Annotated in this window: 13 protein-coding genes; 11 read left to right on the top strand and 2 right to left on the bottom strand. The window is 74.4% G+C overall.

Annotation, left to right across the window (positions count from 1 at the left end):
- The first annotated feature begins 50 nt into the window (after positions 1 to 50).
- Genes BD833_RS20500 through larE form a run of 3 tightly spaced genes read left to right on the top strand, consistent with a single transcriptional unit; the run spans position 51 to position 3,092 of the window.
- Positions 51 to 1,319, top strand: coding sequence for an MATE family efflux transporter (locus BD833_RS20500; RefSeq protein WP_243737853.1), 1,269 nt, complete (start codon positions 51 to 53; stop codon positions 1,317 to 1,319).
- Positions 1,316 to 2,233, top strand: coding sequence for a tRNA pseudouridine(55) synthase TruB (gene truB / locus BD833_RS20495; protein WP_166535015.1), 918 nt, complete (start codon positions 1,316 to 1,318; stop codon positions 2,231 to 2,233). Before BD833_RS20500 ends, truB begins: the two co-directional genes overlap by 4 nt.
- Before the next feature lie 4 nt (positions 2,234 to 2,237).
- Entirely contained in the window at positions 2,238 to 3,092 is an 855-nt protein-coding gene (gene larE, locus BD833_RS20490) for an ATP-dependent sacrificial sulfur transferase LarE (RefSeq protein WP_243737852.1), read from the top strand.
- On the opposite strand, the gene larB is transcribed toward larE, so the two are convergent.
- Positions 3,083 to 3,775, bottom strand: a complete 693-nt coding sequence (gene larB, locus BD833_RS20485; protein WP_166535014.1) for a nickel pincer cofactor biosynthesis protein LarB — start codon at positions 3,773 to 3,775, stop codon at positions 3,083 to 3,085. The two genes, larE and larB, sit on opposite strands and share 10 nt — an antisense overlap.
- A 57-nt stretch (positions 3,776 to 3,832) precedes the next feature.
- Between larB and BD833_RS20480 the strand changes: the two genes are divergently transcribed.
- Positions 3,833 to 4,171 (top strand): antibiotic biosynthesis monooxygenase family protein, encoded by a 339-nt coding sequence (locus BD833_RS20480; protein ID WP_166535013.1) that lies wholly within the window; start codon positions 3,833 to 3,835, stop codon positions 4,169 to 4,171.
- On the opposite strand, the gene BD833_RS20475 is transcribed toward BD833_RS20480, so the two are convergent.
- Positions 4,149 to 4,934 carry a CPBP family intramembrane glutamic endopeptidase gene (locus tag BD833_RS20475; protein WP_166535012.1) on the bottom strand — a complete coding sequence of 262 codons (786 nt, stop codon included), beginning with the start codon at positions 4,932 to 4,934 and terminating at the stop codon, positions 4,149 to 4,151. The genes BD833_RS20480 and BD833_RS20475 overlap by 23 nt on opposite strands.
- 209 nt (positions 4,935 to 5,143) lie before the next feature.
- Here BD833_RS20475 and BD833_RS20470 point away from each other — a divergent pair, with 209 nt between their 5' ends.
- The 7 genes from BD833_RS20470 to dapB all read left to right on the top strand — a co-directional run bounded on the left by BD833_RS20470 (position 5,144) and on the right by dapB (position 12,867).
- A complete protein-coding gene (locus BD833_RS20470; RefSeq protein WP_208092796.1) occupies positions 5,144 to 6,283 on the top strand; it encodes a branched-chain amino acid aminotransferase in 1,140 nt (379 codons plus the stop codon).
- A gap of 14 nt (positions 6,284 to 6,297) precedes the next feature.
- The gene (locus BD833_RS20465) at positions 6,298 to 7,257 is read left to right on the top strand and encodes a bifunctional riboflavin kinase/FAD synthetase (protein WP_166535011.1); all 960 of its coding nucleotides are present in this window, start codon (positions 6,298 to 6,300) and stop codon (positions 7,255 to 7,257) included.
- A 246-nt stretch (positions 7,258 to 7,503) separates the two neighbouring features.
- The gene (gene rpsO / locus BD833_RS20460; protein ID WP_113812701.1) at positions 7,504 to 7,773 is read left to right on the top strand and encodes a 30S ribosomal protein S15; all 270 of its coding nucleotides are present in this window, start codon (positions 7,504 to 7,506) and stop codon (positions 7,771 to 7,773) included.
- A gap of 273 nt (positions 7,774 to 8,046) precedes the next feature.
- Positions 8,047 to 10,311, top strand: a complete 2,265-nt coding sequence (locus BD833_RS20455) for a polyribonucleotide nucleotidyltransferase (protein WP_243737851.1) — start codon at positions 8,047 to 8,049, stop codon at positions 10,309 to 10,311.
- Between the two features lie 56 nt (positions 10,312 to 10,367).
- The gene (locus BD833_RS20450) at positions 10,368 to 11,669 is read left to right on the top strand and encodes a M16 family metallopeptidase (RefSeq protein WP_243737850.1); all 1,302 of its coding nucleotides are present in this window, start codon (positions 10,368 to 10,370) and stop codon (positions 11,667 to 11,669) included.
- Between the two features lie 7 nt (positions 11,670 to 11,676).
- Positions 11,677 to 12,024 (top strand): VanZ family protein, encoded by a 348-nt coding sequence (locus BD833_RS20445; protein WP_166535010.1) that lies wholly within the window; start codon positions 11,677 to 11,679, stop codon positions 12,022 to 12,024.
- 48 nt (positions 12,025 to 12,072) lie between these two features.
- Positions 12,073 to 12,867 (top strand): 4-hydroxy-tetrahydrodipicolinate reductase, encoded by a 795-nt coding sequence (gene dapB, locus BD833_RS20440; RefSeq protein WP_166535009.1) that lies wholly within the window; start codon positions 12,073 to 12,075, stop codon positions 12,865 to 12,867.
- The last annotated feature ends 350 nt before the right edge of the window (positions 12,868 to 13,217 follow it).

The raw sequence follows: 13,217 nt of genomic DNA, 5'->3' as shown, positions 1-13,217 counted from the left end.
CCGCGCCGGGAGGGCTCCGCCCTCCGCGGCCCGGTGTCCTCGCTCTTGCCTTGCCGGCGCTGGTGGTCCTGGCCGCGGAGCCGCTGTACCTGCTGGTCGACACCGCGGTCATCGGAAACCTCGGCACGGTGGCGCTCGGCGGGCTCGCCGTCGGCGGCGGGCTGCTGGCCTGGGCCGCCGCGCTGCTGAACTTCCTCGCCTACGGGACCACCGCGCGGGCCGCCCGCCGGGCCGGCGGCGGTGACCGGGCGGGCGCCGTCGAGGAGGGCGTCCAGGCGACCTGGCTGGCCCTCGCGCTGGGGCTGCTCGTCGTCGTCCTCTTCCAGCTCCTCGCCGGCCCGCTGACCCGGCTGCTCGCCGGCGGGGCCGGCCCGGTCGCCCACGCCGGCGAGGAGTGGCTGCGGATCGCGGCGCTCGGTGCTCCGCTGCTGCTCGTCTCGCTGGCCGGCAACGGCTGGCTGCGCGGCGTGCAGGAGCTGCGGCGTCCGGTGCGGTTCGTCCTCGCCGGCAGTCTGGTGAGCCTCGTCCTGTGCCCCCTCCTGGTGCACCCGGCCGGGCTGGGGCTGGTCGGCTCCGCGGTCGCCAACGTCACCGGCCAGGCGCTCACCGCCGCGCTCTTCGTGCAGGCGCTGCGGCGCGAGGGCGCGACCTGGCGGGTGCGCCCCGGCGCACTGGTGCACCAGCTGGTCATCGGGCGGGACCTGCTGCTCCGCGCGGCGGTCCTGCAGCTGTCGTTCCTGGTCGCCGCCGGTGTGGCCGCGCGCGCGGGGACCGCCGCGCTGGGCGCCCACCAGATCGCCCTGCAGCTGTTCTTCTTCCTGGCGCTGGTGCTCGACGCCTACGCCATCGCCGCCCAGACCCTCGTCGGGCAAGCGCTCGGCGGCGGCCGCCCCGGCGACGCCCGTGCGACCGCCCGCCGGGTCACGGCCTGGGGGCTGGGCACCGGCTGCCTCGTGGCGGCCCTGCTGCTGGCGCTGCGCGACGTGGTGCCGCCGCTGTTCACCGACGACCCCGCGGTGCTCGCCCAGGCCGCCGTCGTCTGGTGGTTCCTCGCCGGCTTCCAGCCGCTGGCCGGGGTGGTCTTCGCGCTGGACGGCGTGCTGATGGGGGCGGGGGACGTCGGCTACCTGCGGACCGTCACCATCGCCGCCGCGCTGGTCGGCTTCCTCCCGCTGTCCCTGCTCGCCGGCCCGCTCGACCTCGGGCTGGCCGGCGTCTGGACCGGGCTGACGCTGTTCATCGCCCTCCGGCTGGTCGCCGTGCTCGCCAGGGTGGCGGGTGACCGGTGGCTGGGCGCGCCTGAGACGGTGAGCAGGTGAGCCCACGCCGCCCCGACGCCGATGTCCCGCCCGGCCTGATGCTGGTCGACAAGCCCGGCGGCATGACCTCCCACGACGTCGTGGCCCGCGCCCGGCGGGCGCTGTCGGTGCGCAAGGTCGGCCACGCCGGCACCCTCGACCCGATGGCCACCGGCCTGCTCATCCTCGGGGTGGGCGCGGCGACGCGGCTGCTGGGCTACGTCGGCGGCTCCGGCAAGACCTACGAGGCGACCGTCCGGCTCGGCCAGGCGACCGTCACCGACGACCGCGAGGGCGACGTCGTGACCACCACCTCCACGGCGGGCCTGGACGACGCCGCGGTCCGGGCGGCGTTCGCCGCCCAGACCGGCCCGCTCCAGCAGGTGCCCTCGGCGGTCAGCGCGGTGAAGGTCGACGGCCGCCGCTCCTACGACCGGGTGCGCGCCGGCGAGGCCGTCGAACTGGCCGCCCGGTCGGTCACCGTCCACCGGCTCGAGGTGCGCCGCATCGACCGGCCGAGCCCCGACCTGGTCGACGTCGACGTGACCGTCGAGTGCACCGCCGGCACCTACATCCGCGCCATCGCGCGGGACGCCGGCGCCGCGCTCGGCGTGGGCGGCCACCTCACCGCGCTGCGGCGGACCACCTCGGGCTCCTTCACCGTGGCCGAGGCCGGCACGGTCGAGGAGTCGGCCGCCGCGCTGGTCGCCGGTGGCGGACCGGGCTTCCTGCCCCTGACCGATGCCGCCCGGCTGCTCTTCCCCGAGCGGTCGCTGACGGCGGAGGAGGCGCGGGCGCTCGGCTACGGCCAGCGCATCCCCGCGACCGGCGCGGCCGGGACGCACGCCGCCGTGGACCCCGACGGCCGGCTCGTGGCGCTGATCGAGGACGCCGGCCGGGCCACCCGCGTCGCGGTGGGCTTCCCGCCGGGCTGAGCTGGTGGCAGCCTTCGAGGGGATGAGCCTCGATGCGCGCCTGGCGGCGCTGGACGCCGAGCTGTCCGGGCTGCCGGGGGTGCTCGTGGCCTTCTCCGGGGGCGTGGACAGCGGCCTGCTGCTCGCCGCCGCCGTCCGCGCGCTGGGGCCGGACGCCGTGGTGGCGGCCACCGCCGTCTCGCCCAGCCTCCCGGTCGCCGAGCTGGCCGGCGCCGCCCGGTTCGCCGCCTCCCTCGGAGTGCGGCACGAGCACCCGCGCACCGACGAGCTGTCCCGGGCCGGCTACCGGGCCAACGCCGGGAACCGGTGCGCCTTCTGCAAGACCGAGCTGGTCGAGGTGCTGACGCCGCTGGCCGCGTCCCTCGGCATCGCCGACGTCGTCACGGGCACCAACGCCGACGACCTGCGCGCCGGATTCCGGCCCGGCATCCGCGCCGCCGCCGAGCGCGGGGCCTGGGCGCCGCTGGCGCGCGCCGGCCTGACCAAGGACGACGTCCGGGCCGCGGCCCGCCGCTGGGAGCTGCCCCTCGCCGACAAGCCGGCCGCCGCCTGCCTGGCCAGCCGGATCGCCTACGGCGTCCCGGTGTCCGCCGCGGCGCTCGGCCGGGTGGAGCGCGCGGAGGCGGCCCTCCGCACCGCGCTGTCCGACGCCGGCCTGCCGGTGCGCGACCTGCGGGTGCGGGACATGGGGGAGGACGTCGCCCGGGTGGAGGTCGATCCGGCGCTGGTGGCGGCGGTGGCCGCCCGCCCCGGGCTGCTCGGCGCCGTCGGTGGCTTCACGGCCGTCGAGCTGGACCCCCGCGGCTTCCGGTCCGGGTCGATGAACGAGCTCCTGCCCGACCCCGTCCGCTACCGCTGAGCCGGCGGCCCGCCGGAGGAGGAGCGGACGATCCGGGCCGCCGCGACCCCTGCGCCGAAGCCGTTGTCGATGTTCACCACGAGGACGCCGGGTGCGCAGGCGGTGAGCATGGTCAGCAGCGCGGCCAGCCCCTCGAACGCGGCGCCGTAGCCGACCGACGTCGGCACCGCGACCACCAGCCGGTCGGTCAGCCCCGCCACCACGCTGGGCAGCGCGCCGTCCATCCCGGCGACCACCACCACGGCGTCGGCGGCGGCGAGGTCGGGGACGACGGCGAGCACCCGGTGGATGCCGGCGACGCCCACGTCGTCCACCCGCCGGGCACCGACGCCGCAGGCGGCGAGGGTGGCCACCACCTCGGCGGCCACCGGGCCGTCCGACGTCCCGGCGGTGAGCACGAGCACCTCGCCCACCGGGTCGGGCAGCGGCCCCACGACCGCGCACCGCGCCTGCCCGCCGACCACCGCCTCCGGCCAGCGCTCCCGGATCGCCGCGGCCGTGGTGTCGTCGACCCGGGTCGCCCAGGCGGGCCGGACGCCGGCGGCGAGCAGCCCGGCGAGGCAGGCCACCGTCTCGGCCGGGGTCTTGCCGGCCGCGAAGACCACCTCCGGGGTGCCGGTGCGGACGGCGCGGTCGGCGTCCAGGCGGGCGAACCCGAGGTCGACGGTGCGGTCGGAGGTCACCCGTCCAGCGTGCCGCACCGGCGGTTGACCGTCGCGCGGGCCGGGAAGGGGAGAGCCATGAGCGTCGTCAAGATCAACGCGATCACCGTGCCGAAGGACAAGCAGGACCGCTTCGAGGAGCGTTTCCGCGGGCGCGCCGGAGCCGTGGAGAGCACGCCGGGATTCGAGTGGTTCGAGCTCCTCCGGCCCCTGGAGGGCACCGACCAGTACCTGGTCTACACCCGGTGGAGCAGCCACGAGGCCTACGAGGCCTGGCAGTCCAGCCAGGACTTCGACCGCGCCCACGACGGCGGGGGCGACACGCTCGCCTCGGCGGCTCCGCACTCGGCGCACGTCTGGACCTACGAGGTGCTCGAGTACGCGGGGCCGAGGGTCAACCAGGAGAAGCAGGCCTGACCGAGGCCGGTGCGGTCGCCGGCCGGCCCGGGGGCGGGCCGGCCGGCCGGCCGCGCAGGAGGACGAGGCCGTAGGCCAGCAAGCCGACGTGCGCGGCCACGTACCAGCCGTCCGGGGCCTCCTCCCCGAGCACCGAGGTGAGGTTGCCCGCGGCGTGCACGAGCACCAGCGGCCACAGCCAGGCGAACCGGAGCTGGAAGGCGGCCAGGGCGAAGCCGTAGACCCCCGTCATCAGCACGGTGAGGGCGACGTCCCCGAGCGCGCGGTCGCCGGTGGCCAGGAGCGAGAAGTGCTGCAGCCCGAAGAGGACGGCGGTGACGACGACGGCGGGCCGTGGCCGCAGGTCGCAACGGAGACGGGAGAGCACCACGCCCCGGCTGATCAGCTCCTCGTTCACCCCCACCAGCAGCAGCGTCAGCAGCCACAGCGCCAGGCCGGGTGACCGGGGGACGACCCCGCCGGGGAGGGCCCACAGCGCGGCCTGCGCGGCGAGCGGCACCAGGGCGATCAGCGCCAGCCGGGAGGGCAGCAGGCGCAGGAGCCCGGTGGAGTGCCACAGCCGCATCCGGGTGACCAGCACCAGGGCGAACACGGTGCAGACGGCGTTCGCGGCCAGCCCCAGGTACCAGCCCGAGACGCCGACCAGCGGCGCGAGCTCCAGCGTCGCCAGGATGAGCGCGAACCGGGCCACGTGCACGGCGGCGCCGAAGCCGACCGCGCGCACGGCTCCGGAGGAGTCCTCTGCCGCCACCACGTCGGACATCCGCCGGAACCTAGCGGAGGACGGCGTCGGCCGGGCGACATCTCCGTGCCGAGGGGCGTCCAGGCGCTGAGCGGTCGGCCCCGTGGCCGCCGCCCGGAACCGCCCCGCGGTTCCCTGTCGGCGCGCGGACCGCGGCAGGCTGGCTAGGGTGGTGCCGCGGGTCCGGCGACCGCCGGATCCGCCGGAACGCGCACGCCCAGGTGGGAGCCATGACCGACACGCTCGCCGACAGCCGTACCTCCTCGCGGATGTTCCTCGAGAACGTGCCGGTGGTCGTGGAGGACGTCCAGCGCCGGTCCGTGCCCGAGCGCGCGGCGGTGCTGGCCGACCCCGGGTTCGGCCGGCACTTCACCGACCACATGTTCGTGGCCCGCTACCGCGAGGGCCAGGGCTGGTACGACGCGCGGCTGACGCAGTACGGCCCGCTGTCGATGGACCCCGGCACCGCCGCCCTGCACTACGCCCAGTCGATCTTCGAGGGGCTCAAGGCCTACGCCCAGCCCGACGGCAGCGTCGCCACGTTCCGGCCGGAGGCCAACGCCGCGCGGTTCGTCCGCAGCGCCGACCGCCTGGCCATGCCGCCGGTGCCCGAGGAGGCGTTCCTCGCCGCGGTCGACGCGCTCGTCGACGCCGACCGCGACTGGGTGCCCACCCTGCCCGACCAGACCCTCTACCTGCGCCCCTACCAGCTGGCCACCGAGTCCTTCCTCGGCGTCCGGCCGGCGCACGAGTACCTGTTCCTCGTCATCGCCAGCCCGGCCGGGCCCTACTTCCCGCGGGGCGTCCACCCCGTGTCGGTCTTCGTCTCCGAGGACTACGTCCGCGCCGCCCCCGGGGGCACCGGCGACGTCAAGTGCGCCGGCAACTACGCCGCGAGCCTGCGGCCGCAGCAGCAGGCCAGCGAGCTCGGCTGCGACCAGGTCGTCTACCTCGACGCCGTCGAGCGGCGCTACATCGAGGAGCTCGGCGGCATGAACCTCTTCTTCGTGCAGGGCTCGGGGGAGGACGCCGAGCTGGTCACCCCGGAGCTCTCCGGCACGCTGCTGCCCGGCATCACCCGCGACTCGTTGATCACCGTCGCCCGCGAGCTCGGGCACCGGGTGACCGAGCGCAAGGTGAGCCTGGAGGAGTGGCGCAGCGGCGCGCTCGACGGCTCGATCACCGAGACCTTCGCCTGCGGCACGGCGGCGGTCATCACCCCGGTCGGCGAGATCAAGGCGCGGACCGGCGACTTCACCGTGGGCGGCGGCGGGCCCGGCGCGCTCACCATGCGGCTGCGGGAGACGCTCCTGGACATCCAGCACGGGCGGGTGGCCGACACCCACGGCTGGCTGCACCGGGTCTCCTGACCGGAACCGGTCGCGTGCTGCGCTGGCGGGGGCTGGAGTCCACCCCGGGTGATCTGGGCCGCACGGTCGTCACCGTCGGCATGTACGACGGGGTGCACCGCGGGCACCAGACCCTGATCGGTGCCGCGGTCGCCCGCGCCCGCGCCATGCGGCGGCCGTGCCTGCTGCTCACCTTCGACCCGCACCCGGCAGAGGTCGTCCGGCCCGGCTCGCACCCGGCGATCCTGACCTCGCTGGACCGCAAGGCCGAGCTGGTCGCGGGGCTGGGCGTCGACGCGATGTGCGTGCTGCCGTTCACCCCGGAGTTCAGCCGGCTGACGCGGGAGACCTTCACGCACAGCGTGCTCGTCGAGCGGCTGCACGCCGCGCAGGTCGTCGTGGGGGAGAACTTCACCTACGGGCACAAGGCGTCGGGGAACGTCGGCACCCTCGCCGAGGAGGGCCGCCGGTTCGGCTTCGCGGTCGAGGGCGTCGCCCTGGCGCAGGACTCCTCGGACGACGGCGAGGTGACGATCTCCTCCACCTACGTGCGGGCCTGCGTGGCCGCCGGCGACATGGTGTCGGCGGCCCGCGCGCTGGGCCGCCTGCACCGGGTCGACGGCGTCGTCGTCCGCGGCGACCGCCGGGGCCGGGACCTGGGCTACCCGACGGCGAACGTGGAGAGCCCGCAGTACACCGCGATCCCCGCCGACGGCGTCTACGCCGGGCACCTGGTCACCCGCGACCCGCGCAGCGGAGCGAGTCAGGAGCGGTTGCCTGCCGCGATCTCGGTGGGCACCAACCCGACCTTCCAGGGCAGCCGGCGCACGGTCGAGGCGTTCGTCCTGGACTTCGACGGCGACCTGTACGGCGAGCACGTCGGCGTGGAGTTCGCCCACCGGCTCCGTCCCATGGCCGCCTTCGACGACGTGCATGGCTTGCTCGCCGCGATGGCCAAGGACGTCGCCGACACCCGTCAGGTCCTGCGCCTGTGACGTCGTCGTCCTCCGGACGACAGCGCGATGACCCTGTCGTCCTCCGGCGACACCGCGGCCAGGTGCCGTTCCCCTGCTCGGCGGAGCCGTTGCGTCGTCCCTGCGCGGAGGCCTCCGGCCCCCACTCGGGACAACCTCGATCACGCCGCTGGTAGCCTGGTCCCTTGCTGGGACATCCCGGCTGTGTGAGACCTGCCCTCGTGAGTCAGACCGAGGGCCACACGTGACCCGCCCAGGAGGCGAACCATGGCGCTGGACAGCGCGACGAAGCAGCAGATCATGACCGACTACGCCACGGTCGAGAAGGACACCGGTTCGCCCGAGGTGCAGGTCGCGATGCTGACCCGGCGGATCAGCGACCTGACCGAACACCTCAAGATGCACAAGCACGACCACCACAGCCGGCGGGGCCTGCTCCTGCTGGTCGGCCGCCGCCGGCGGCTGCTGAACTACCTGGCGAAGACCGACATCAACCGGTACCGCTCGTTGATCGAGCGGCTCGGCCTGCGCCGATAGCACGTCGAGGGGACCGCTCCGGGTAACCGGGACGGTCCCCTCTCTCGTGCGGCACCCGCCGCACGGGCCAGGCGGGACACCCGTCGGCCGCCCGTGAAGGGCCGGTCCTCGGTAGTGGCCCCCGGGAGGAGTGGCCGGTCCCCGCGAGGGGAACCGCACCACCCGAGGGCTTCGATCGAGCACCGGTCGCCCCGGGCGCAGACGGCGGACGCCCGCCGTAAGAGGAGTCGCGAACCGGTACGAGGCCGGAGCGACGAGACGAGAGAAGGACACATGTCCGCACCCACCACTCAGGGCAGCATCGCTGCCGAGTTCGACCCCGAGGACGGGGTCACCACGGCCACCGCCGTCATCGACAACGGCGCGTTCGGCAGCCGTTCCATCACCTTCGAGACCGGCCGGCTCGCCCGCCAGGCCGCCGGCTCCGTCGTCGTCACCATGGGCGACACCATGCTGCTGTCGGCCACCACGGCCGGCCGCCAGCCCAAGGAGCAGTTCGACTTCTTCCCGCTGACGGTCGACGTCGAGGAGCGGATGTACGCCGCCGGGCGCATCCCCGGCTCGTTCTTCCGCCGCGAGGGCCGCCCGTCCGAGGACGCGATCCTCACCTGCCGCCTGATCGACCGCCCGCTGCGCCCGACCTTCGCCAAGGGCCTGCGCAACGAGGTCCAGGTCGTCATCACGGTCATGTCGCTGGACCCGACGCACCTCTACGACGTGCTCGCGATCAACGGCGCCTCGGCGTCCACCCAGCTGTCGGGCCTGCCGTTCTCCGGCCCCGTCGGCGGCACCCGGGTCGCGCTGATCAACGGGCAGTGGGTCGGCTTCCCGACGCACGCCGAGCTCGAGGACGCCGTCTTCGACATGGTCGTGGCCGGTCGCGTCCTGCCCGACGGCGACGTCGCGATCATGATGGTGGAGGCCGAGGCCACCGAGAAGACGATCTCCCTGGTCGCCGGCGGTGCCCCCGCCCCGACCGAGGAGATCGTGGCCCAGGGCCTCGAGGCCGCCAAGCCGTTCATCAAGGCGCTGTGCGAGGCGCAGGCCGCCGTCGCGGAGAAGGCCGCCAAGCCGGTCGCCGACTTCCCCCGCTTCCTGGACTACCAGGACGACGTCTACGCCGCCGTCGAGGCGCAGGTCGGCGACAAGCTCGCCCAGGCGCAGCAGATCGCCGGCAAGGCCGAGCGCGAGGACGCCACCGACGCCCTCAAGGACGAGGTCAAGGCCGCGCTGGCCGGCCAGTTCGAGGGCCGGGAGAAGGAGATCTCCGGTGCCTTCCGGGCGCTGACCAAGAAGGTCGTCCGGCAGCGCATCCTCCGGGACAAGGTCCGCATCGACGGCCGTGGGCTCACCGACATCCGGCCGCTGTCGGCCGAGGTCGAGGTGATCCCGCGGGTGCACGGCTCGGCGCTGTTCGAGCGCGGCGAGACCCAGATCCTGGGTGTCACGACGCTGAACATGCTCCGCATGGAGCAGCAGCTCGACACGCTCTCGCCCGAGACGCGCAAGCGCTACATGCACAACTACAACTTCCCGCCGTACTCCACCGGCGAGACCGGCCGCGTGGGCTCGCCCAAGCGTCGCGAGATCGGCCACGGCGCGCTCGCCGAGCGGGCGCTGCTGCCGGTGCTGCCCGACCGCGAGGAGTTCCCCTACGCGATCCGGCAGGTGTCGGAGGCGCTGGGCTCCAACGGCTCCACCTCGATGGGCTCGGTCTGCGCCTCCACGCTGGCCCTGCTCAACGCCGGTGTGCCGCTGAAGGCGCCGGTCGCCGGCATCGCCATGGGCCTGGTCTCCGACGAGGTCGACGGCAAGACCGAGTACGTCGCGCTGACCGACATCCTCGGCGCCGAGGATGCGTTCGGTGACATGGACTTCAAGGTCGCCGGCACCAAGGACTTCGTCACGGCCCTGCAGCTGGACACGAAGCTCGACGGCATCCCCTCCGACGTCCTCGCCGGTGCGCTGACCCAGGCCCGCGCGGCCCGGCTGCACATCCTCGACGTCATGGGCGAGGCCATCGACGGCCCCGACGAGATGAGCCCCTACGCCCCGCGGGTGACCACGGTGCGCATCCCGGTCGACAAGATCGGCGCGGTCATCGGCCCCAAGGGCCAGATGATCAACGCGATCCAGGACGAGACCGGCGCGGACATCACCATCGAGGACGACGGCACGATCTACGTCGGCGCCTCCGACGGCCCCTCGGCCCAGGCCGCGGTGGACCGGATCAACGCCATCGCCAACCCGCAGATGCCGAAGGTCGGCGAGCGCTTCCTCGGCACGGTCGTCAAGACCACGCCGTTCGGTGCCTTCGTCTCCCTGCTCCCGGGCAAGGACGGGCTGGTGCACATCAGCAAGCTCGGTGGCGGCAAGCGCATCGGCAAGGTCGAGGACGTGGCCAACGTCGGCGACAAGATGCAGGTGGAGATCACCGACATCGACGCCCGCGGCAAGATCAGCCTCGCGCCGGTCGCCGCCGAGGGTGCCGACGCCCCCGCCGAGGCTCCGGCCGAGGCCGCTCCTGCGGGTGACTGATCACGAGTGAGCTGATCCGGGCCGGGGCGGGTGCGCATGCGCCCGCCCCGGTTCCCGTGGGGGAGACCGCGCTGCTCGACCTCGACGAGGTCGGCGGCCGGGTGGAACGCACCGAGCTGCCCGGTGGGCTGCGGGTGCTCACCGAGACGATGCCCGGCGTGCTGTCGGCGACGCTCGGCATCTGGGTGGGCGTCGGTTCGCGCGACGAGAGCCCCGCCGTCGCCGGGGCCTCGCACTTCCTCGAGCACCTGCTGTTCAAGGGGACGTCCTCGCGGACCGCGCTCGAGATCGCGACGGCCATGGACGCCGTCGGCGGCGAGATGAACGCATTCACCGCGAAGGAGCACACCTGCTACTACGCGAACGTGCTCGCCACCGACCTCCCGCTGGCAGTCACGCTGCTGGCCGACCTGGTCACCGAGGCGACGAACACCCCGGCGGATCTGGAGTCCGAGCGCACGGTGGTGCTCGAGGAGATCGCCATGCGCGACGACGAGCCCTCGGACGCCGTGCACGACCTGTTCGCCGAGACGCTGTTCGGCGACACCTCGCTGGGCCGCTCGGTCCTGGGGACCGTCGAGTCGATCGAGGCGCTGACGCGGGACGACGTCGACGGCTGGTACCGCTCGCGTTACACGGCGCCCTCGATCGTCGTGACGGCGGCCGGCCGCGTCGACCACCAGCAGGTGCTCGACCTGGTGACCGCCGCGTTCGGGAGCCGGCCGGACGGGAGCGGGGGCCCGGCGCCGCTGCGCACGGGTGACGTCGACCTCGTGCGCCCGTCGCGGCCCGCCGGGCTGATCTCGCGGCGCACCGAGCAGACCCACCTGCTGATCGGCAGCCCGGCGATGGGCCGGCAGGACGAGCGCCGCTACGCGGCCGCGGTACTGGACGCCGCCGTGGGCGGCGGGATGAGCTCGCGGCTGTTCCAGGAGATCCGCGAGAAGCGCGGGCTGGTCTACAGCGTCGGCTCGGCCCTGTCGCACTATGCCGGCGCGGGTGCGTTCTCCGTCTACGCGGGCTGCGCGAAGAAGCGGGTGCCGGAGGTGCTCCGGCTGATCCGCGAGGAGCTCGGGCGGGTCGCCGTCGACGGCCTGACGTCCGAGGAGGTCGCCCGGGCGCGCGGCCAGCTGAAGGGTGGGCTGGTGCTCGGCCTGGAGGACACCGGCTCCCGGATGAGCCGGCTGGGCAAGAGCGAGCTGTCCTACGGCGAGTACGTGCCGGTCCGTGACGTGCTCGGCCGGATCGAGGCGGTCGACGAGGCGCAGGTGCGGTCGGTGGCGGCGGAGCTGTTCGGGCAGGACACCTGCCTGGCCGTCGTCGGCCCCTACCGCGAGTCCGACCTCGACCGGCTCTGAGGCCCTGGTGGCTGCCGTCGGCGGGAGGCCGGCCCGCGTCGCCTTCGCGGCGGTCGCCCTGCTGTCGCTGGTCGTGCTCTTCGCGCCGGCGTCCGGGGTCCCCACGGCGCCGCCGGGCACCGACAAGGTGGTGCACCTGCTGCTCTTCGCCGCGCTCGCCGCGAGCGGCCGCTGGGCCGGTCTGCGCGCGGTCCCCCTGGGCCTCGGGCTGACGGCCTACGCGGCGCTCAGCGAGGTGATCCAGGGGGTGACCCCCCTGGCCAGGTCCATGTCCCTGGCGGACTGGGCGGCCGACACGCTCGGGATCGCGCTCGGCCTCCTGGCGTGGGGGTGGGGGACCCGCCGGTCCCGCTGATCGGGAGGCTGTCTTGCGCCCGGGGCCCGGGCCGGGAAATCTGACCGCGTGACCTCCAGCGCGACCGACCAGCAGCCCACCGCCGACCGCGACGCCGCCCTCATCCCGGTGGGGGTGCTCGGCGCCCGGGGCCGGATGGGCACCGAGGTGGTCAAGGCGGTGAACGACGCCGACGACCTCGAGCTGGTCGCGATGGTGGACGACGGGGACTGGCTGTTCAACGTCGCCGACGCCGGCGCCCAGGTGGTCGTGGACTTCACCCGGCCCGACGTCGTCATGGACAACATCCGGTTCTGCATCGACAACAACATCCACTGCGTCGTCGGGACGACCGGGTTCGACGACGTCAAGCTCGCCACCATCGCGGAGTGGCTGGAAGCCAAGCCGGACGTCGGGGTGGTCATCGCCCCGAACTTCGGGATCGGCGCCATCCTGCTGATGCGGTTCGCCCAGGAGGCGGCGCGGTTCTTCCCGTCCGTGGAGGTCGTCGAGCTGCACCACCCGAACAAGGTGGACGCACCCTCGGGAACGGCGGTGCGGACGGCGCGGCTGGTGGCCGCGGCCCGGCGGGCGGCGGGGCTGCCCCCCTCGCCGGACGCCACCGCCGACAGCCTGCCCGGGGCGCGGGGCGCCGACGTCGAGGGCGTGCCCGTGCACGCGGTCCGCCTGAGCGGGCTGGTCGCGCACCAGGAGGTGCTGCTCGGTGCCGCGGGGGAGACCCTGACCCTCCGCCACGACTCCTTCGACCGGGCGTCGTTCATGCCCGGCGTGCTGCTGGCGGTGCGCGAGATCGGCCGCCGGCCGGGCCTCACCGTCGGGATCGAGAGCTTCCTCGGGCTCTGACGGAGGACCCCGCGTCCCCTACCTCGGGGGCTCTGACGGGGCCCCGTCGTGGGCCTCGTCCAGCGGTCCCGCCGGGGTGGCGCGCGTCACGGGGGGTGGGTTTGACCGGCCGTGGGGGGCCGTGTAACTTTCTCTTTGCGCCGCGCGGCCCGGAAGGGCCGCCGGACCGGAGCCCCTGTAGCGGGTGTCTGGAAACCGGCGTAGAGTTGAACATCCAGCCAGGGACGAAGCCCGGAAGGGCGAGTTGCTGCGCGTCCGCTCCTTGAGAACTCAACAGCGTGCCGAAAGTCAGTGCCAAGTAATACCCCGTGTCATGGCTCGTGCAGTCGTGGCAGGGATTCCTTTGGTTG

Source organism: Blastococcus xanthinilyticus (assembly GCF_008124835.1).
GTDB classification, from domain to species: domain Bacteria; phylum Actinomycetota; class Actinomycetes; order Mycobacteriales; family Geodermatophilaceae; genus Blastococcus; species Blastococcus xanthinilyticus.
Note: the sequence above shows the minus strand (reverse complement) of the source record. Positions and strands in the feature narration are given on the sequence as shown.